This window comes from Dictyoglomus sp. (genome assembly GCA_025060475.1).
Classification (GTDB): Bacteria; Dictyoglomota; Dictyoglomia; order Dictyoglomales; family Dictyoglomaceae; genus NZ13-RE01.
The window spans coordinates 76,469-95,935 of sequence record JANXBZ010000005.1; the positions used below are offsets into that span (position 1 = coordinate 76,469).

20 protein-coding genes are annotated in these 19,467 nt (G+C 30.6%); 18 read left to right on the forward strand and 2 right to left on the reverse strand.

From position 1 onward, the window contains the following. Positions 1-61: 61 nt before the first annotated feature. From eno to recJ, 17 genes are all read left to right on the forward strand, one after another. On the forward strand, positions 62-1,336 hold the full coding sequence (eno, locus tag NZ841_03835) for a phosphopyruvate hydratase (GenBank protein ID MCS7201888.1): 1,275 nt from the start codon (positions 62-64) through the stop codon (positions 1,334-1,336). 41 nt (positions 1,337-1,377) lie between these two features. Further along, positions 1,378-1,722, forward strand: coding sequence for a NusG domain II-containing protein (locus tag NZ841_03840; GenBank protein ID MCS7201889.1), 345 nt, complete (start codon positions 1,378-1,380; stop codon positions 1,720-1,722). Continuing rightward, positions 1,719-3,257, forward strand: a complete 1,539-nt coding sequence (locus tag NZ841_03845) for an NAD(P)H-hydrate dehydratase (GenBank protein ID MCS7201890.1) — start codon at positions 1,719-1,721, stop codon at positions 3,255-3,257. The genes NZ841_03840 and NZ841_03845 overlap by 4 nt, the downstream gene beginning before the upstream one ends. Positions 3,258-3,320: 63 nt before the next feature. Then, on the forward strand, positions 3,321-4,070 hold the full coding sequence (locus NZ841_03850) for a YebC/PmpR family DNA-binding transcriptional regulator (protein MCS7201891.1): 750 nt from the start codon (positions 3,321-3,323) through the stop codon (positions 4,068-4,070). After that, a complete protein-coding gene (ruvC, locus tag NZ841_03855) occupies positions 4,071-4,550 on the forward strand; it encodes a crossover junction endodeoxyribonuclease RuvC (protein MCS7201892.1) in 480 nt (159 codons plus the stop codon). Then, positions 4,547-5,122, forward strand: coding sequence for a helix-hairpin-helix domain-containing protein (locus NZ841_03860; GenBank protein ID MCS7201893.1), 576 nt, complete (start codon positions 4,547-4,549; stop codon positions 5,120-5,122). The genes ruvC and NZ841_03860 overlap by 4 nt, the downstream gene beginning before the upstream one ends. A 1-nt stretch (position 5,123) precedes the next feature. Further along, on the forward strand, positions 5,124-6,116 hold the full coding sequence (ruvB, locus tag NZ841_03865; protein ID MCS7201894.1) for a Holliday junction branch migration DNA helicase RuvB: 993 nt from the start codon (positions 5,124-5,126) through the stop codon (positions 6,114-6,116). Further along, entirely contained in the window at positions 6,113-6,658 is a 546-nt protein-coding gene (locus tag NZ841_03870; protein ID MCS7201895.1) for an epoxyqueuosine reductase QueH, read from the forward strand. Before ruvB ends, NZ841_03870 begins: the two co-directional genes overlap by 4 nt. Continuing rightward, complete coding sequence (locus NZ841_03875; GenBank protein MCS7201896.1) at positions 6,655-7,521, forward strand: diacylglycerol kinase family lipid kinase; 867 nt, start codon at positions 6,655-6,657, stop codon at positions 7,519-7,521. The genes NZ841_03870 and NZ841_03875 overlap by 4 nt, the downstream gene beginning before the upstream one ends. A gap of 4 nt (positions 7,522-7,525) precedes the next feature. Then, positions 7,526-7,747 (forward strand): DUF2905 domain-containing protein, encoded by a 222-nt coding sequence (locus NZ841_03880; GenBank protein MCS7201897.1) that lies wholly within the window; start codon positions 7,526-7,528, stop codon positions 7,745-7,747. Further along, positions 7,744-8,829, forward strand: a complete 1,086-nt coding sequence (locus tag NZ841_03885) for a SpoIID/LytB domain-containing protein (GenBank protein ID MCS7201898.1) — start codon at positions 7,744-7,746, stop codon at positions 8,827-8,829. The genes NZ841_03880 and NZ841_03885 overlap by 4 nt, the downstream gene beginning before the upstream one ends. After that, positions 8,820-9,839, forward strand: a complete 1,020-nt coding sequence (queA, locus tag NZ841_03890; protein MCS7201899.1) for a tRNA preQ1(34) S-adenosylmethionine ribosyltransferase-isomerase QueA — start codon at positions 8,820-8,822, stop codon at positions 9,837-9,839. The genes NZ841_03885 and queA overlap by 10 nt, the downstream gene beginning before the upstream one ends. Positions 9,840-9,846: 7 nt before the next feature. Beyond that, positions 9,847-11,013 carry a tRNA guanosine(34) transglycosylase Tgt gene (gene tgt / locus NZ841_03895; protein ID MCS7201900.1) on the forward strand — a complete coding sequence of 389 codons (1,167 nt, stop codon included), beginning with the start codon at positions 9,847-9,849 and terminating at the stop codon, positions 11,011-11,013. After that, positions 10,989-11,270 carry a preprotein translocase subunit YajC gene (gene yajC / locus NZ841_03900; GenBank protein MCS7201901.1) on the forward strand — a complete coding sequence of 94 codons (282 nt, stop codon included), beginning with the start codon at positions 10,989-10,991 and terminating at the stop codon, positions 11,268-11,270. Before tgt ends, yajC begins: the two co-directional genes overlap by 25 nt. Positions 11,271-11,291: 21 nt before the next feature. Further along, on the forward strand, positions 11,292-12,491 hold the full coding sequence (gene secD / locus NZ841_03905; GenBank protein MCS7201902.1) for a protein translocase subunit SecD: 1,200 nt from the start codon (positions 11,292-11,294) through the stop codon (positions 12,489-12,491). A gap of 16 nt (positions 12,492-12,507) precedes the next feature. Further along, positions 12,508-13,383 carry a protein translocase subunit SecF gene (secF, locus tag NZ841_03910; protein MCS7201903.1) on the forward strand — a complete coding sequence of 292 codons (876 nt, stop codon included), beginning with the start codon at positions 12,508-12,510 and terminating at the stop codon, positions 13,381-13,383. Then, positions 13,384-15,873: a single-stranded-DNA-specific exonuclease RecJ gene (gene recJ / locus NZ841_03915; GenBank protein MCS7201904.1), complete on the forward strand. Its 2,490-nt coding sequence runs from the start codon at positions 13,384-13,386 to the stop codon at positions 15,871-15,873. On the opposite strand, the gene NZ841_03920 is transcribed toward recJ, so the two are convergent. Together NZ841_03920 and polX are read right to left on the reverse strand one after the other, a co-directional pair. Further along, positions 15,815-16,633: a tRNA (adenine-N1)-methyltransferase gene (locus tag NZ841_03920; protein ID MCS7201905.1), complete on the reverse strand. Its 819-nt coding sequence runs from the start codon at positions 16,631-16,633 to the stop codon at positions 15,815-15,817. The genes recJ and NZ841_03920 overlap by 59 nt on opposite strands. Then, the gene (gene polX / locus NZ841_03925; protein MCS7201906.1) at positions 16,630-18,363 is read right to left on the reverse strand and encodes a DNA polymerase/3'-5' exonuclease PolX; all 1,734 of its coding nucleotides are present in this window, start codon (positions 18,361-18,363) and stop codon (positions 16,630-16,632) included. The genes NZ841_03920 and polX overlap by 4 nt, the downstream gene beginning before the upstream one ends. A 129-nt stretch (positions 18,364-18,492) precedes the next feature. On the opposite strand from polX, the gene NZ841_03930 reads away from it, so the two are divergent. Beyond that, the gene (locus NZ841_03930) at positions 18,493-19,212 is read left to right on the forward strand and encodes a C4-type zinc ribbon domain-containing protein (protein ID MCS7201907.1); all 720 of its coding nucleotides are present in this window, start codon (positions 18,493-18,495) and stop codon (positions 19,210-19,212) included. The last annotated feature ends 255 nt before the right edge of the window (positions 19,213-19,467 follow it).

Consider the following 19,467-nt stretch of genomic DNA (forward strand, 5'->3'; position numbering starts at 1 on the left):
AACAAGTTTTTAATACTTAATGTTATAATAGACATCGAGAATAGTTTAAGGAGGTGATTTTGTGCCAGCAATATTAGACGTAATTGGAAGGGAAGTGTTAGATTCTCGAGGAAATCCTACTGTTGAGGCAGAAGTTTATTTGGAGGATGGTTCTAGTGGGAGAGCTATTGTTCCATCAGGTGCTTCTACAGGGAGTAGAGAGGCTTTGGAATTAAGAGATAAAGATGAGAAAAGGTATAAAGGTAAAGGTGTGATTCAGGCAGTAAAAAACATTAATGAAGTAATTGCTCCTGAATTGATTGGTTTAGAAGCTTTCGATCAGTATATTATAGATAAAACTATGATTGAACTAGATGGGACTGAGAATAAATCAAGATTAGGAGCTAATGCTATTTTAGCAGTTTCCTTGGCAGTTGCAAGAGCAAGTGCAAATTCCTTAGGAGTTTCTCTTTACTCTTATCTTGGTGGAGTTCAAGCAAGGGAACTTCCTGTCCCATTAATGAATGTAATTAATGGAGGAAAACATGCAGATAATCCTTTAGATTTTCAAGAATATATGATTGTTCCCTTAGGACCTTCTTTCAAAGAATCTTTAAGATGGGCAGTAGAGGTATTTCATACTTTAAGAAGTATATTGAAGAATAGAAATTTAAATACTAATGTAGGAGATGAAGGTGGATTTGCTCCTTATATAGAAACTAATGAAGAACCCTTGTCAATTCTTGTTGAGGCTATAAAAAAATCTGGATTTGAACCAGGAAAAGATGTGGCTTTAGCTTTAGATCTTGCTGCAAGTGAATTTTACGAAGATGGAAAATATATCTTAAGGGCTGAAGGAAAAACCTTTTCTTCTGATGAGATGATTTCTTTCTTAGAATATTTAGTAAACAAGTATCCTATTGTGTCTATAGAAGACGGTTTATCAGAAAAAGACTGGGAAGGATGGCAAAAATTGACAGAGAAATTAGGTAAGAAAGTTCAATTAGTGGGTGATGATATTTTTGTAACAAATCCTAAGATTTTAAAAGAAGGAATAGAAAAGGGAATTGGTAATGCAATTTTGATTAAAGTTAATCAAATTGGAACTTTAACAGAAACTTTGGATACTATAAGATTAGCTCAGCAATCAGGATATAAAACTATTATCTCTCATCGCTCAGGAGAAACAGAGGATACATTTATTGCGGATTTATCAGTAGCAGTAAACAGTGGACAAATTAAGACAGGTTCAGCAAGTAGAACTGATAGAATTGCAAAATATAATCAATTATTGAGAATTGAAGAAGAATTAGGAGAATCTGCAGTATACAAAGGAATATTGAATTTTAAAAGGTAAAAAAACTTGGGGGTAGACTGTAGTCTACCCCCTTTTTATCCATGAAGAAAAGAGAAATTTTTATAATTTTCTTTATTTTTCTTTTAAGTATATTCCTTTGGATTTTAAATAAGAATTCATCTTTACCGTTATATATAGTTGTAGAAGTAAACAACAAGGAAATATCCAAGATAGATATAAATACTTTAAAATCAAGAAGAGAATTCTTAGTAAATGGAATATTAGGAAAAAGCTATTTTGAATATAACCCCCAAAAGGGTATAAAAATGATTTCTTCTCCATGTCCTGATAAAATATGTATAAAGCAGGGTTGGATAAATAAAATAGGAGAAACTATTGTTTGCTTACCTAATAGAGTAGTTCTGAGATTAGAAGGTAGAAAATGAGAATAATTTCTATAGAAGAAACTAGAGAACTAGAAAGAAGGATAATAGAAGAGTTTAATATTCCCTCATTACTTCTTATGGAAAATGCAGGGGTATTTACTTACCATTTTATAAGAGACAGATTTAAAAATATTAAAAATTTAAAAATAGCAATTCTTTGTGGACCAGGAAACAATGGTGGAGATGCTTTAGTAATAGCAAGATATCTTTATATCAATGGAAATAGACCTGTTATTCTAACATATGCTTGGGAAAAAGGAATTTCTTCCTTATGCCAAATACAATATGAGATTTTAAAAAAATCTGGGCTAAGATTTTTATCTTTAATAGAAAATTGGAATTTAGCCAAAGATGCAGAAATAATAATAGATGGACTCTTTGGAATTGGTTTGAAAAAACCTTTGGATGAAAATTTGAAAAAGATTATTAGGGAGCTTAATAATTTAAATAAACCTATAATTTCTATAGATGTTCCAACAGGAATTGATGCAGACTCGGGAGATATTCTTGGAGAAGCCATAAAAGCAGATACTACAATTACCATGTTTTTTCCTAAAATTGGTTTTTTTAATTTAAATGCTGTAGATTACATTGGTAAAATAGTTATAAACCCATTGGGTTTTTCTCAAGAATTTTTAGAAAAATTTATTTCTTCAAAGGTGTTTTTAGTAGAAGAAAAAGAAGTTAAGAATTTTATTCCTTCTTTCTCTTTAAATGTTCATAAAGGAAGTAAAGGAAAAGTTTTAATTATAGGTGGATCAGTTCAATACACAGGCGCGCCAATTCTATCTGCAAAAGCTTCTTTGAGATCATCTTGTGGAATAGTTTATCTTGCTTTACCAGAATCTATAAGTAATATTCATAGATCTACAAATCCTGAAATAATATTTATTCCTCTTAAGGAGGAAATGGGTTTTATCTCAGAAGATAATGTTACCTTTATCTTAGATAAAATTGCGGAACTTGGAATTGATGCAATTGGTTTAGGTCCTGGGATAGGACTTTCTGAAACAACTCAGAGATTTGTTAGAGAACTTTCATTAAAATTATCTATACCCTTAGTAATTGATGCGGATGGTCTAACTGCAATTAAACCAATTCTCCATCGACTTAATAAAGGGAATATAATTCTCACACCCCATTTAGGAGAGATGTCTCGATTACTAGATATTTCCCTAGAAGAGATTCAAAGGAATAGATTTAAAATTTCTCAGGATTTTTCTAAGCGATATAATATTAACCTAATATTGAAGGGCCCATACTCTTTGAGTTCTTTTCCTGATGGTGAGATATATGTGAATCCTTTTGCTTCTCCACTTTTAGCCACAGCAGGATCGGGAGATGTTTTGACAGGAATTATTGTTAGTCTTTTAGCTCAAAATTTAGATATCAAGAAAGCATGTATTTTGGGAAACTATTTGCATTCCTTATCTGCTCTAGTTTTTAAAGAGAAGTATGGGGAAAGGGGACTTATTGCAGGGGATATTTTAGAGAATATACCTTTAGCTTATTCTCTTCTTGTCAAACTTTATTAAATATAGTAGAATTCTTATGAAACTTAAATTTTATAAGAAACTTCATGATAGGGAGGAGAAATAATGTCTGGACATTCTAAGTGGGCTAATATAAAACATAGAAAAGCAGCAGCAGATGCAAAAAAAGGAAAACTTTTCTCAAATTTGAGTAAGGAGATTATTATTGCAGTAAAACAAGGTGGAGGAAATCCTGAAACAAACCCACGACTAAGAGCTGCTATAGAGAGAGCTAAAGAGGCAAATATGCCAAAAGAAAATATTGAAAGAGCAATAAAAAGAGGGACAGGAGAAATTCCTGGTGCAACTTACGAAGAAGTAGTATATGAGGGGTATGGGCCTGGTGGTGTAGCTATTATGGTGGAGGTTGTAACTGATAATAAAAATAGAACTGCATCAGAGATTAGAAGAATATTTACAAAGCATGGAGGAAACTTAGGAGAAGCGGGTTGCGTATCCTGGATTTTTGAGGAAAAGGGAAGTATATTCATTGATAAAGATAGTGTAAAAGATGAGGATCAACTATTAAGTGATGCTTTAGAAGCAGGAGCAGAAGACGTGAAGATTGATCCTGATTCTATTGAAATAGTAACTTCTCCTCAAGATTTTTCTTCTGTTAAAAATATTCTAATAGAAAAGGGGTACAAAATTAATAGTGCTGAAATAACTAAAATTCCTAAAAATGTTGTTCCTGTACAAGATGAAGATGCAGAAAAGGTCTTAAAACTTATGGAAGAATTAGAAGATCATGATGATGTCCAGAAAACTTATGCTAATTTTGATATACCTGATGAAATATTGCAGGCATTATCTTAAATGCTGATATTAGGTGTTGATCCAGGAACGGCAATAATAGGCTTTGGCTTAATTGAGTCTAAAAAAGAAAAATTAAAAGTTTTAGAATATGGATATATCGCTACTCCTAAAAATTGGGATGTAGGTAAGAGATTAGATTATTTATACCAGGAGCTTTCTAATCTTATAGAAAAATATATTCCTGATGTGGTAGTAATGGAGAAGCTGTTTTTTTATAAAAATCTTAAAACTGCTATAAATGTTGCTCAGGCTCAAGGTATTATTCTGCTTTCTTCCTATCAGCATAATATTAAGACTTATGCTTTTACACCTTTAGAAGTTAAACAAATTATTGTTGGATATGGAAGAGCAACAAAAGAACAGGTTCAAATCATGGTAATGGAACTTCTAAAGCTTCCTGAAATGCCTAAACCTGATGATGTAGCAGATGCTTTAGCTTTGAGTATATGTTATTCCTTACTTTATGGGGATCAGAATTGAGTTTTTTAAATCATATTCAAGGGAAAATAATAGATGTTTCCAATAATTTCTTAATTCTCTCCTTAGGAGATATAAGTTTCAGAATAAAGGGCTCTAAAGAATTCCTTGAAGCTTTAAAAAGCAAAATAGGAGAGGAAATTAAGATATATATAAGTGAAATATTAGAAGAAAAAGAAATAAGCTTAATTGGATTTATAGATAAGGAAAAAAGGGACTTTTTTGAAGAGTTACTAAGCTTATCAGGAGTTGGGGTTAAGCTAGCATTAAGAATTGTTGAAAATATAACCTTACAAGAATGGAGAGTATCTTTAGAAAGTGACAATTGGGAGATACTAACTATTGTTCCTGGCATAGGAAAAAAACTGGCTCAAAGAATATTTTTCTCTGCCAAAAAGAGTCTACCTATAGAAGAAAGAGAAGAAAAAGTAGACATAGTTATGGAAGCTTTAAATAAATTAGGATATTCGAAAAAACAAGTTAATAAAATTTCAAGGGAGCTTTTGAAAGAAAAAGAGAAATCTCCTGAAGAATTATTAAAAATAGCTTTAGAGAAGCTCAGAAAGGAACTTTAGTATGAAAAAAATAGCAAATTTCTCCCTGACTCAAAGAGAACCTATTTTGGAAAATCTTCTTCGACCTCGCTATTTTTCTGAGTTTATAGGTCAGAAGAAAATAATTGAAAGATTAAGTTTGATTCTAAGAGCGGCAAAAGAAAGAAGAGAAGCAATGGATCATATACTTTTCTGTGGGCCTCCAGGACTTGGAAAAACTACATTAGCTTTAATTCTTGCTTTGGAACAAGGGGTTGATATTAAGATTATTTCTGCACCAGCTTTACAGAAATCGGGTGATTTAGTAGGGATTTTGACGTCTATACCCGAAAGAGGAATTCTTTTTATAGATGAAATTCACAGACTTTCTCCATTTCTTGAGGAGATTTTATATTCCGTAATGGAGGATTCTATAATTAGTATAATTACTGGAAAGGGTCCCTCTGCAAGAGTTTTAAAATTAAAACTTCCACCTATTACTATTGTGGGAGCTACTACAAGACCAGGTTTACTTAGCAATCCTCTAAGGGATAGATTTGGTTTTATTGGAAATCTTGATTTTTATTCCGATGAGGAAATTATGCAAATTCTAGAAAGGTCTCAAAGAATTTTGAATTTAGATCTTTCTTCATCTATATTAATGGAAATAGCAAAAAGATCTCGTGGAACCCCAAGAATTGCGAATAGATTATTAAAAAGGGTAAGAGATTACATCCAAGTAGAAAATAAAGAAAAGTTAAATGAAAATGAGGTTAAAGAGATATTAAAATTTCTTGGAATAGATGAGAAGGGATTAGATGAGACTGATAGAAAAATATTACTCGCTTTGAGAGATATTTTTAATGGAGGTCCGGTAGGAATAAAGACTTTATCAGAATTTTTAAATGAATCTCCTGAAACCTTAGAGGTTGTATATGAACCTTATCTTTTGAGATTAGGATTTATACAAAGAACTCCAAGGGGAAGAATAATAACTCCTGTAGGATTGTTACATCTTATTGAAAATAAAATATGAAAAAAGAGATTCTTTTTCATATATGTTGTTCAGTTTGCCTTGCTTATCCTCTAAAAAAAATGAGAGAGGAGGGATATATTGTTAAAGGATTCTGGTATAATCCTAATATTCATCCTTTTCAAGAATATAAGTTAAGATTAGAAGCTTTAAAGACTTTCTCTGGGCTTCAAAATCTTGAAATTATTTATGAAGATGATTATGATTTAGAGGGGTTTATAAGAGAGGTGGTGTTTAGAGAAAAGAACAGATGTGCTGTATGTTACTACATAAGATTAAGAAAAACTGCCCAAAAGACAAAAGAATTAGGAATTAAGAGTTTTTCAACTACGTTATTGGTGAGTCCCTATCAAAATCATGAACTTATAAAGAATGTTAGTGACTTATTAGCAAAGGAATTTAATTTAGAATTCTTTTATAAAGATTTTAGAGAGGGATATAAAGAGAGTATAAATATTATAAAGGAATTAAATCTTTACAGACAGAAATATTGTGGTTGTATTTATAGTGAAAAAGAAAGATTTTGGAAAGGAGTCAAAAAATGAAATATCATGTTTTCGTAAATCCTACTGCTAATCGAGGAAGGGGTAGAAAACTTTTTTCTTATATTAAAAGAATTTTGGAAAAAGAAAGATTTAATTTTAATATTGAGTTTACTAAGGGAAAGGAAGAAACAACGAGACAAGTAGAAAATGCCTTGGAAAAAGGAGCAGAAGTAATAGTTGCAGCAGGTGGTGACGGAACAGTAAATGAAGTTGTTAATGGATTAAAGGGAAGGGGGGTTTTAGGTATAATTCCTATAGGTAGAGGTAATGATATTGCTATATCGTTAAAAATTCCAAGAAATATTGAGAAAGCTATAAAGATCCTAAAGAATGGGAAATATTTTAAAATGGATTTAGGTTTAGTAGATGGAAGATACTTTGTAGGAATAACAGGAATGGGATTTGACGCAGAGGTAAATATATCAGCTAATAAATTAGCTTTAAAAGGACCGTTAGGTTATATTATTTCTGTTTTTACTACATTGAAAAGGTATCAAGCAAAAGAATGTGAAATTAGCTTTGATGGAAATAGATGGAAAGGAAAAATAACATTAGTGGCTGTTGGAAATACTAAGAATTATGCAGGAGGTATGAAGATACTACCTTATTCTTCTCTCGATGATGGATATTTTGATATTTGTCTTATTGAAAAGATATCTCCCTTTGAATTAATCTTGCATTTTCCTTTGATCTTTTTTGGTAAACACACAATAAATCCTCATGTTAAAATGTTTAGAGCAAAAGAGGTTAAGGTTGAAGGTCCCGATGATTTAATGGCTACAATGGATGGAGAGTTAATACCTGCAAAAAGACTAGTTTTAAAAAATTTACGCCAGTTTCAAAAAGTAATTGTAGGGAGATGATATTATGGCCTTCTTAGGAAAGTGGCTAATAGTCTTAGGTATAATTTTGGTTATTTTAGGTATATTTTTAGCTTATGGTTCAAAGATTTTACCTTTAGGGCGTCTTCCCGGAGATATTAGGATAGAGAGGAAAAATTTTGTCTTTTACTTTCCTATAACTACTTGCTTGCTTATAAGCTTAATTTTGACTTTAATTTTTAGTATTATTTTTTATATTAGGAAATGAAATATCTTCTTTTAATTTTTTTAGCTGTTTTTGTGTTAATATCTATTACTCCTTCTCAGGATATTCCTGTTATTAAAGTAGGACTTTTTAAAATAGATAAAGAAGTTTATTTTACGAAAGTAGGAGAAATTGTAAATTCTAGCATTCGAGTTGAAGTAGGAGGAGAGGGAGAATTTATTCTAAGAATTGAAAAAGGAAATGTAATTTTCAATTTTGGGAAAGATATTTTAGTATTGACATTACCCGTCTTTCTTTATCCTCAAAAAGATAAGTTAATTACTGTAAATTCAATGATATATAAAGGAATACTTGAAATAAATGAAAGTGGATGGATAATCAATATTTTAAATTTAGAAGATTATTTGATGGGAGTTATTCCCGTAGAAATGCCTGTATCTTATCCTTTAGAGGCATTAAAGGCACAAGCAGTATCAGCAAGAACTTACGCCTTATCTAATTTAAATAGACATAAAATCTTTGATCTTTGTGCTAATGTTCATTGCCAAGCTTATAAAGGAGTAAATTTTGAGAGGGAAAAGACAAATATAGCTGTGAAAGAGACTATTGGTGAGGTTATAACTTATAATGGTCGATTAATAAAAGCATTTTATCATTCTTCCTCTGGAGGAATAACAGAAAACTCTGAAGACGTATGGGGTGGATATTATCCTTATTTAAGAAGTGTTAAAGACGTAGAAGAACTTAATAACGATACTTGGATGGTTTTTCTTTCTCTTGAAGATATTAAAATAAAGCTTGCTAATATTAATTTGAATCTTCAAGAAGTTTTTTATATTGAACTAGAAAAAAGTTCTACAGGAAGGGTAAAAAATGTTATTATAAGAAATAATACTGAAAATTGGTTAATAAGAGGAACTCTTTGGAGAGAAATTTTTAACATTCCAAGTACTTTGTTTGATATAAAATTTGAAAATACAGGAATATATATATTGGGAAGAGGAATGGGACATGGAGTGGGACTTTCCCAAAAAGGAGCAAAATTTTTAGCTGAAAGGGGATTTAATTACAAAGAAATAATAAAATATTATTATAAAGGGGTAGAGATTCAAAAATGGTACTAAAATTGTCAGATTATGATTATTACTTACCTGAGGAATTAATAGCACAAGAGCCAGCAAATCCAAGAGACTCTTCAAGACTTATGGTAATTTCTAGAAAGACTGGAGAGATAAGCCTTCATATTTTTCGAGATATAAAGAATTTTTTAAGGACTGGAGATGTCTTAGTATTAAATGATACAAAAGTTATTCCTGCAAGAATTTATGGAAAAAAGGAAACAGGAGCAAAAATTGAAGTTTTACTATTAAAGAAAATAGGGGAAAGAGAGTATGAAGTTTTAATAAGGCCTGCTAAGAGGGCAAAAATAGGAGTAAAGATTTATTTTTCAGACGATATATATGGCGAAGTCATAGAAAGAAGAGAGGAAGGTGTTTTTATAATTAAATTTTCAACTGAGAATTTGGATGAGATTCTACCAGAAATAGGTAAGATTCCTCTCCCTCCATATATTAAAAAACCTTTGGATAATCCCGATAAATATCAAACTATATATGCGAAGAAAGCAGGTGCAGTGGCTGCTCCTACAGCAGGACTACACTTTACCGAAGAATTATTAAATTCTCTTAAAAATATGGGGGTAGAAATTCTTTACATCACTTTACATGTAGGATTAGGAACTTTTAAACCTGTTATTGTTGAAGATATAACAAAACATAAGTTAGATCCTGAATATTTTGAAATATCAGAAGAAACAGCAGAAAGAATTAATCTGGCAAAAAAAGAGAAGAGAAGGGTAATTGCAGTAGGAACAACGGTGACGAGGGTTTTAGAAGGGAATAGAGAAGATAATATACTAAAACCCGGAAAAGGACTAATTTCTCTTTTTATATATCCAGGTTTTGAATTTAAAATAATTGATGGGCTTATTACTAATTTTCATCTTCCAAAATCTACTTTGCTTATGTTAGTAGCTGCATTTATGGGATATGATCTTATGAAAAAAGCATATCAGAAGGCTATAGAAGAAAAATTTAGATTTTATAGTTTTGGAGATGCTATGTTTATATATTAAGTGAAATATGAGATTTGAAATAATTAAAAAAGATATTAAAAGTAGAGCAAGAATAGGAAAAATTACTACTACTCATGGAGAAGTTAATACTCCTGTTTTTATGCCTGTAGGGACTCATGGGGCTGTAAAGACTTTAACTCCTGAAGAAGTAAGGGAACAAGGAGCAGAAATTATTTTAGGAAATACTTATCATCTATTCTTAAGACCAGGTTCTAAAATTATAAAAAATGCTGGAGGGCTTCATAAATTTATGGGATGGGAAGGACCTATTCTTACTGATAGCGGGGGATATCAAGTTTATAGCTTAGCAAGATTAAGTAAGATAGAAAATGATGGAATATATTTTAATTCCCATATAGATGGTACGAAACACTTTTTTACTCCTGAATTAGTTATGGAGATTCAGTTTCATTTGGGCTCTGATATAATTATGCCTCTAGATGTGTGTATAGGTTATCCTGCAAGTTTCTGGGAAACAAAATTTGCCTTAGATCTCACCTTGGATTGGCTTAAAAGAAGTATTGAGTATAAAAAACTTAGAGAAGATCAACAAATCTTGTTTGGAATAGTTCAAGGAGGGTTTTACCCTTCTTTAAGAAAAGAAGCAGTAGAGAAAATGGTTGACTTACCTATCTTTGGTTTTGCTTTAGGAGGTATAAGTGTGGGTGAACCCAAAGAAAAAATGTATGAGATAATTAATTATACTACTGAACTTCTACCTGAAGATAAGCCAAGATATTTAATGGGAGTAGGAGCCCCAGAAGATTTAGTTATTGCTGTTGGATTTGGAATAGATATGTTTGATTGTGTTCTACCTACAAGACTTGCTCGTCATGGTGTATTTTATACAAAAGAAGGAAGAAGGAATATTAAGAATTCAAAATATAAAGAGGATTTTCTTCCATTAGAAGAAGACTGTGATTGTTATTCTTGTAAAAAGTTTACAAGATCATATATAAGACATCTCTTTCTTCAATATGAAACTTTGGCCTATAGACTCTTAACTATTCATAATTTAAGATTTTTATTTAGACTTATGAGGAATATTAGAGAAAGTATTAAAGAAGGGAGGTATGAAAGCTTTAAGAAAGAGTTTTTAGAAAATTATTTGAAATCTGATAGAGAAAATAGAATAAAAAAGGAGGAGCTATGGACCAAAATACTGGAAGTTTGATTAGTATTTTAATATTTTGGGGAGTCTTTCTTGCAATTTTTTATTTTATTGCTATCATTCCTCAAAAAAGAGAAGAAAAAAGAAGGAGAGAAATGTTAGAATCCTTAAAAGCAGGGGATAAGATTGTAACAAAAGGGGGATTGATTGGACAAATAGTAGCTATAAATAAACAAACAAAGATTCTCCAGGTTTCTTTTGGGAAGGGAATAATAATGGAAATGGTTCTTGAAGGTGTTGCCTATGTAAAAAAGGATTAAGAGAAGAAAGGAGAGAAATTTATGAATATACGTTCAGAATATAAAGCTGCCTTTATCCTTATAGTTTTTGCTCTTTCTTTGTGGATCTTTCTAACTCGTCCTTTTAGGTTGGGTTTAGATATCAAAGGTGGTATTAGGGTTACTCTTCAATGTCAAAAGACATCTAATGTAGAAATTACCGATGATGCTATAAGAAGGACTATAGAGGTCATAAGAAATCGTATTGATCAATTAGGTGTTACAGAACCGTCTTTATACAGAGAAGGAACGGATAAAATTGTAGTTGAACTTCCTGGAATCAAGGATCCTGAAAAAGCATTAGATGTTATAGGGCAAACTGCTCTTTTGGAATTTAAAGATGAAAAGGAAAGAACTATTCTTACAGGCTCTGCATTAAAAACAGCAAAAGTTGAATTTGATGAGTTAGGCCAACCTCAGGTTCGTGTGGAAATGAATCCCGAGGGAGCAAAAATTTTTGCAGATTTTACATCAAAGAATATTGGAAAACCCGTGATTATTGTTCTTGACGGAAAGGTTATATCAAGTCCTATCATAAAAGATGCTATTACCGAAGGAGTTGGAGTAATAACAGGAAGATTTACTATTGATGAGGCTCAAAAACTTGCAATTTTACTTCGTGCAGGTGCCTTACCTGTTCCTGTTAAAGTTATAGAAAACAGAACTATAGATCCTACTCTTGGCAGAGATACCATGGAATCTGCATATAAAGCAGGAATTGTAGGAGGAATTTTAGTAATACTTTTTATGATTATTATTTTTAGATTCTTAGGATTAGTCGCGGATATTGCATTAGGACTTTATATTATAATGGTTATAGCTATGTTTAAGCTTATAGATGCAACTCTTACCTTACCAGGAATTGCAGGGTTGATTTTGTCAATAGGAATGGCCGTAGATGCTAATTGTCTTATCTTTACAAGAATGAGAGAAGAATTTGCAAAAAAGAAAACTCCAATGGCCTCTTTAGATGCTGGATTTAGAAATGCTTTAAGGGCTATAATTGATAGTAATGTAACTACAATTTTAGCAGCACTTATTCTCTATATTTTTGGAACAGGGCCTATTAAGGGATTTGCAGTAACTCTTACTATAGGTGTCTCTTTAAGTATGTTTACTGCGATAACTGTGACACGAACTCTTCTTGAAAATTTATTACAGCTTCCTTTTCTTAAGAGATCTACCAAGCTTTTGGGATTATAAAAGGAGGACTTATACTATGAAAAGAGAAATTAACTTTTTAGGAAAGAGTATAAGAAGAATATTTTTTATTATTTCTATTCTTTTTATAATAATAGGCCTAGTCTCCTTTTTTACAAGAGGATTAAACCTTTCTATTGATTTCCAGAGTGGAAGTTTACTTCATTATAAAGTTGAAAAACCCTTAACAACAAGACAAATCTCAGAAGTAAGAAAAATAGTAAATAACCTTTTTGGAAAATCTATGGTTCAAACAAGTTCAGATTTAAAGGAAATATGGATTAAGACAAAACCTCTCGATGAAAAATCTGCAAAGAAATTAACATCAGAGGTAGAAAAAATTATTGGTAATTTTAAAGGAAAAGATTGGACTAGTATTGAACCATCTATAAGTCAGGAGCTAAGAGAAAAAGCTATACTGGCCTCAGTGTTAGCAGTATTCATAATGTTGATATATATAACAATAAGATTTAAGTTTGATTTTGCACTATCTGCTATAATAGGTGAAGCCTTTGTTCTTTTAGCAACTATTTCTTTTTTCTCTATTTTTCAATGGGAAGTAAGTCCCTCTTTTATTGCAGCTATTCTTACTCTTCTAGGATATGCTATAAATAACACTATTATCGTTTTTGATAGAATTAGAGAAAATATGAAAGCATATCCTAAGGAAAATTTTGTAAAAATAGCAAATATGAGTATTAATCAAGTATTAGCAAGAACTCTTTATACTATAGTCACAACCCTTTTAGCAATAACTCCTCTTTTAATAATTGGTGGAGAAGTGCTTCGTTCTTTTATAATTGCTTTGTATTTAGGTATATTAATAGGTACATATTCAACTATTTTTGTTTCTTCAGCAATTCTTGCAGAATGGAGAGAACTACAAAAAATCTAAATGTATAAGTGGATTTTTCTTCAAGGAAATAAAAGACAAGAAGAAGAGTTGATAAAAAGTCTTGGTATTTCTCCTCTTCTTGCGCGTCTTCTTGTCAACAGAGGAATAACAGAAAAAAAATTAGCAGAGGAATTTTTAAATCCTTTTTTAGATAATCTTTATAATCCCTTTCATTTTTTTCCTCAATTGGAGAATGCGTTAGATTACATTATTAAACTGAGAAATTTAAAAAAAAAGATTTTAATTTATGGAGATTATGATGTAGATGGTATTACCTCAACAACTCTTTTATTAAAGGTTCTTAGAAATTGGGGATGGGATGTAGATTATTATATTCCTCACAGATTGATCGAAGGATATGGTTTAAAAAAGGAAACGTTGGAAAAGTTGTACCTTTCAAAATATAGCTTGATTATAACTGTTGATTGTGGAATAAATAATAGAGAAGAAGTGGATTTTTTAAAAAAAAATGGTTTAGATGTTATAATCACTGATCATCATATACCATTAACTGATCTTCCCAATGCTTTATTAATTTTAAACCCTCATTTAAATAATTATCCATGTTCTTATTTGTCTGGAGTTGGTGTTGTTTTTAAGTTTCTTCAGGCTTTAAGTGAAAAAATTGGAGAAAAACTTTACAGTGAAGAAGGAATTTTTGAGCTTGTTTCTCTTGGAACTTTAGGAGATCAGGTGGATTTAAAAAGTGAAAATAGAATTTTTGTAAAATATGGCTTAAATAAAATTTCTGAAACTAAACTTGTTGGATTGAAAGCTTTAATTAAAAAGGCAGGTTTAGGAGGTTATTCTTTTCTTGAGACAAGAGATATATTGTTCTATATTGTTCCACGTCTTAATGCTATAGGAAGACTACGAGAAGTAAAGGATGCTGTTGAACTTATTCTCTCGCAGGATGAGGAGTATGCAGAGAATTTGGCAAATGTCTTGGAAAATGAAAATAGAGAAAGACAGAGAATAAAAGAGGAAGTTACTCTTTCTGCAAATGAAGAGGTGGAGAGATATTTTGAAAAAGAAGGAGAAGATGTTCCCATAATAATTCTCTCTAAAGAAGATTGGCATAAGGGAGTTTTGGGAATATCTGCCTCAGAATTAGCAGAAAAATATAATAGGCCAGTGCTTTTAGGAAAAATAGAGGGGGATTATATAATTGGCTCAGGAAGGAGCATAGAAGATGTGGATATATTTGATTTTATGACAAGACTTTTACCTTTTCTAAGCAAGTTTGGAGGACATAAATCTGCAATTGGTTTTAGTATTAAAAGGGCATTTTGGGATGAATTTTATAGATCCGCGATAAAACTTTCTCGGGAATTATGGAAGGATTTGGACCTAATGCCTAAAATAAAAATTGATAAAGAAATAGACATTAAAGACATAAATTCAAATTTACTTGCAGATATTGAGAAACTTTCTCCATTTGGACCGGGAAATGAAGAGCCATGTTTTCTTATTTCAAATTCAACTATTCAGGAACTTTCTAGCGAAAATGAAAAGAAATTTAATATAAAAATTGTAGATTTATCAGGATCTATGCTCTCTCTCACAGGTTTTGGATTGACAAAAGATTTGACAAATCGAAAAGAAGAGCTTATGGATATGGTTGTAAGGATTTATAAAGGAAATTTTGGTGGAGAAAGTTTTTATAGGTTTTATCTTGAGGATTTTAAAGTAAATATGAAAAATCATATAAAGCTTAACTCTGTAAAAAAGAGAAAATTTAGGTATCTTCTTCACTTAGAAAATGATGTAGAGAAAAATTCAGTTTTAGAGAAGATAAAGAAAAAAAGAAATAATATTATAATAATTACACCTTCTTGGAATCAAAGTTATTGGGAAGATAAGAGCTTAACCTTTATTTCTCCTTGGGAAATTGAGAATAAAATGGAAGAACTTAGGAACTCTTCTCTTATTCTCTGGGAAGATGCGGAATTAATTTTGAGAATTCCGGAATTTATGAATTATTATTGCAAATTAATTAGAGAGTTACCTATTCCTATATTCTTTTTAACATTACTAGGAGACGAAAGAGTATTCTTAGAGCTTTCAAAAATGCTTAATATAAGAGTAGTAAAATATCCTTCAAAAGTTCAAATTCCTTCTCTAAGGGATCTAAGATTTTCTAAAAATAGAGAAAAGGAAGAGAATTTCTTTAAAAAAGTAAATGCGTTTTTTTATCCTTCAAATTTTCCTTTTTTTCATCTTAACCATTTAGTCTTTGCTAAACCTCCAATTTTGTCATCAGAATTAAGGAGATGGATTAAAATATCAAAACACGCATATCTTTTCTTTGGCAAGGATGAAATTATGGAAGGATATAAAAGAAGTCAAGAATTTTCTTTAAATTTAAATCCTTTAGAAAGAGATTTCTTTAGAAAGAGTTCTCAGGACTTTCTTATAATTCTTCAGAAGGCTAGGCTTTCAGAGATTTATTCTCTTCTCTTTCAATATGAATTTTTCGGGCACAAGTAATAAAAGCTGTATGGGCTATCATTCTATGATATGGTCTTACTGATAGATCTTCAATTTGCCAGGGTCTTATTAAAACTTCAAAGGTTTCTATAAAAGCATAGCAAGATGTATTTTTTAAAGCATGGACTGTTTTCTGTGCCTGAATTATAGTTGGTGAATAGGAAAGAAAGACACCCCCAGGTCTTAAAGCTCTTATAGTATAATCCACTACTCTCCAAGGTTCTGGAAGATCAAGGATTATTCTATCAAAATTTTCTTCATCTATACCTTCATATATATCTTTTAACTTTAGAATATGATTTTCCCTCTTTCCTAAAAACCCTTCTATATTTTTTATGGCTCTTATTGCAAAATCTTCCCTAACTTCATAAGAAACTACAACTCCTTTTTCTCCTACCGCTTGTAGTAAAGCTATAGTTAATGCTCCTGAACCTATACCTGCTTCAATAACTCTTGCTCCCTCATAAATGTCTGCCCATATAAGTATTATTCCTATATCCTTTGGATAAATAATTTGAGCAGAACGAGGCATCTCTAAAATATAATCGGAAAAAGTAGGTCTTAGAGCTAAAAGTTTTCCTCCATGCGTTGATGTAAAGATTGTTCCCTCTTCTTTACCTATTATTTCATTATGGGATAGGGAACCTTTGTTGTAGTAGAAAATTTTATCCCTTTCTAATTTTATGAGATGTCTGTGTTTTTCATCCCAAAGAATTATCCATTCTCCTTCTTTTAATTTCCCTATATTCCTTTGCTTCATATATTTTTTTTATTTCTTTTTATTTTCTTTCTTATTTCCTCCCAAGGAAGAGTGTTTAAAATATCTTCCTTCTGGAGCCACGCTCTTCTCGCCACATAAACTCCATATCTTATTAGAGAAAAACTCTTAATATCATGAGCGTCAGTTCCTATGGAAAATAATAATCCATACTTTTCTTTTGCTCTTTTTGCATCTATATCGCAAAGATCTAATCTATCGGGTTGAGCATTTATTTCTAGAATTGTTCCTGTTTCTTTAGATACATGTAATATTGCATCTAGATCTACCTCATATGCTGGCCTTTTATTTATTAATCTCCCTGTGGGATGACTAATAATATCTACCCATGGATTTTTAATTGCAGATATTAACCTTTCTGTTATTTTTTCTTTACTTTGTTTAAATCCAGAATGTAATCCTGCTATTACTAAGTCAAATTTTTCTAATATTTGTTGAGGCAGATCTAAACTTCCATCACTTAATATATTGGCTTCTATACTATGAATAATTTTAAAATCTCTATATTTTTTATTCAATTCATAAATTTTTTCTCTTTGTTTTTCGATTTTTTCAGGAGTTAGACCTCCTGCTACACCTAATGCTTGACTGTGATCAGAAATAACTAAATATTTATATCCAAGTCTATATGCAAAATCTACCATCTCTTCTAAAGTATTTGCACCATCACTCCAATTAGTATGGGAATGTAAATCCCCCAAAATATCTTTTTCTTCTATGAGATTTGGAAGTTTCCCAATACTTGCAAGTTCTACTTCACCCTGATCTTCTCTTAGTTCGGGAGGAATAAATTGTAGACCAAGAATTTCATATATATCTTCTTCTTTTTGTCCTCCAAGTCTTAGGTTATCTTCTAATCTGAAAACTCCATATTCATTAATTTTAAGTCCTTTTTTTAAGGCTAATTCTCTAAGTTTTATATTGTGTGCTTTAGATCCAGTGAAATATTGTAATGCTGCGCCAAAGCATTTATCTTCTACAACTCTAAAATCCACTTGAATTCCAGGTTCCACATTTATACTTGTTTTGGTAGGTCCCGATGCTATTATATCCTTTAAAATAGGTAATTTTCTTAAGGATTCATTTACTTTTTCAATATCTTGTGTAGTTATAAGAATATCTATGTCTCCAATTGTTTCTTTTCTTCTTCTTACACTTCCAGCTGGAGTAATGTTCTTAATATACGGATTATTAGAAAGAAAAGATAAAATTTCTTCTATAATAGGAAGCGCAATCCCAAGAGGAATTCTTTCACTTTTTGAGCGTAATTGCTTTATTCCTTCTAATATATTTTGTTCTACTTTCTCTCCTAATCTAGGAAGTAATCTTATTCTACCCTCTCTTGCTGCTTTCTCTAAACTATCAATATCTTTTATTCCTAGTTCCTGATATAATCTATATGCGAGTTTAGGGCCTATTCCTGGGATTTTTTCTAATTCTAAGAGTTCAGGAGGTACTTCTTTTCTTAGTTCCTCTAAATATGTTACCTTACCGGTAGTAAGATATTCTGATATTTTTTGTGAAATACCTTCTCCTACTCCTTTTATTTCATTAAGTCTTCTTTCTTTAAAAAGTTTTTCAATATCTTCAGAGAGATTTTCTATTCTTCTTGCTGCTTCCGCGTATGCAGCGACTTTATATTTATTTTCTCCCTTTAGCTCTAATAAAGCGGAAATTTCGTATAAAATTTTTGCAACTTCTAAGTTTCTCATACTATATTAATTTTAAAGAAAAAGTTTTTCTTTGAAAAGTTCAAACTATATAAATTTAGACTTGCATCCTTTTTGATTTTGTCATATTCTCTTATATAAGAAGATTACAGATAAAAAGGAAAAAATTAAATGAAAAAAGAAAATATTCCTAAATTTCTTAATATTCAAAATTTAATAATTAGATTAAAGGAAAAAGAAAGAATTTTTAATGACAAAAATCGAGAGTATGAGGAATATAGAAATGAGAAATTTAAGTCTATTAATTTGAAAGAAGAGGAATTAAAAATTCTTGAGAAAACTATAAAAGATTTAAAATCTGAACAAAAGGAAAGAGAGGATAGGATTAGTATTCTAAGAGAAAAATATCAAGCAGAAGAAAAAAAAGCATTATTTCTTAAAAATCCTAAAGAAGCTTTACACATAGAAAAAGAGATGGAGAACTTAAAAAATTTAATAAAAAAATTGGAAGACGAAGTTTTAGAAATCATGATTGAATTAGAAAATAAAAATAATATCTACATGGAATATAAAAAAGAGATAAGTATTCTTAAAGAGGAATTTTATTTAAAAGAGAAGGAATATAAAGAAGAGTTAGATAAATTAAAAGAGGAAATTAACCTAATTTTATTAGAAATTGAGAAGAATAAACAGGAAATTTCTTCAGATGAAATTATGGAGTTTGAGAATCTCATGAAACAAAAGTCAGATAGGGCAATTTCGAGGGTGATAGATAAAGAGATATGTGAAGGATGTAAACTATCATTGCCAAAACTTATATTGGATAGACTAAAGAAAAGAGAAGAACTTATTCATTGTCCTAATTGTGGAAGAATTCTTTGGATAGAGTAATGAGTTTAATTATTTTTATTGCTTTAGGAATAATTATTATATATTTTGTTGATAAGATTTTAAAACATCTTACTACTCCTCGTTGTCCTAAGTGTGGTAAAATATTATTAACAAAATATATTCTTCATAAATCTCCAACTCCTGTAGAGGACGGGATTGAGGAAAAAATTCTATATTGTGAATGTGGGTATGAAAGGAAAATAAAATATGCGGTTCCTTACTGGAAAATAATAAGGAAAGAGGGATTTAGAGGAT

Bases quoted from the DNA above. Each gene is read 5' to 3' on its own strand.
- ruvB (MCS7201894.1), top strand. From the start codon at position 5,124: ATGAAAAAAATAGCAAATTTCTCCCTGACTCAAAGAGAACCTATTTTG.
- NZ841_03845 (MCS7201890.1), top strand. From the start codon at position 1,719: ATGAGAATAATTTCTATAGAAGAAACTAGAGAACTAGAAAGAAGGATA.
- NZ841_03885 (MCS7201898.1), top strand. From the start codon at position 7,744: ATGAAATATCTTCTTTTAATTTTTTTAGCTGTTTTTGTGTTAATATCT.
- NZ841_03920 (MCS7201905.1), bottom strand. From the start codon at position 16,633: ATGAAGCAAAGGAATATAGGGAAATTAAAAGAAGGAGAATGGATAATT.
- NZ841_03880 (MCS7201897.1), top strand. From the start codon at position 7,526: ATGGCCTTCTTAGGAAAGTGGCTAATAGTCTTAGGTATAATTTTGGTT.
- NZ841_03850 (MCS7201891.1), top strand. From the start codon at position 3,321: ATGTCTGGACATTCTAAGTGGGCTAATATAAAACATAGAAAAGCAGCA.
- NZ841_03875 (MCS7201896.1), top strand. From the start codon at position 6,655: ATGAAATATCATGTTTTCGTAAATCCTACTGCTAATCGAGGAAGGGGT.
- secF (MCS7201903.1), top strand. From the start codon at position 12,508: ATGAAAAGAGAAATTAACTTTTTAGGAAAGAGTATAAGAAGAATATTT.
- NZ841_03930 (MCS7201907.1), top strand. From the start codon at position 18,493: ATGAAAAAAGAAAATATTCCTAAATTTCTTAATATTCAAAATTTAATA.
- NZ841_03870 (MCS7201895.1), top strand. From the start codon at position 6,113: ATGAAAAAAGAGATTCTTTTTCATATATGTTGTTCAGTTTGCCTTGCT.
- secD (MCS7201902.1), top strand. From the start codon at position 11,292: ATGAATATACGTTCAGAATATAAAGCTGCCTTTATCCTTATAGTTTTT.
- yajC (MCS7201901.1), top strand. From the start codon at position 10,989: ATGGACCAAAATACTGGAAGTTTGATTAGTATTTTAATATTTTGGGGA.
- NZ841_03840 (MCS7201889.1), top strand. From the start codon at position 1,378: ATGAAGAAAAGAGAAATTTTTATAATTTTCTTTATTTTTCTTTTAAGT.
- recJ (MCS7201904.1), top strand. From the start codon at position 13,384: ATGTATAAGTGGATTTTTCTTCAAGGAAATAAAAGACAAGAAGAAGAG.
- tgt (MCS7201900.1), top strand. From the start codon at position 9,847: ATGAGATTTGAAATAATTAAAAAAGATATTAAAAGTAGAGCAAGAATA.
- queA (MCS7201899.1), top strand. From the start codon at position 8,820: ATGGTACTAAAATTGTCAGATTATGATTATTACTTACCTGAGGAATTA.
- ruvC (MCS7201892.1), top strand. From the start codon at position 4,071: ATGCTGATATTAGGTGTTGATCCAGGAACGGCAATAATAGGCTTTGGC.
- polX (MCS7201906.1), bottom strand. From the start codon at position 18,363: ATGAGAAACTTAGAAGTTGCAAAAATTTTATACGAAATTTCCGCTTTA.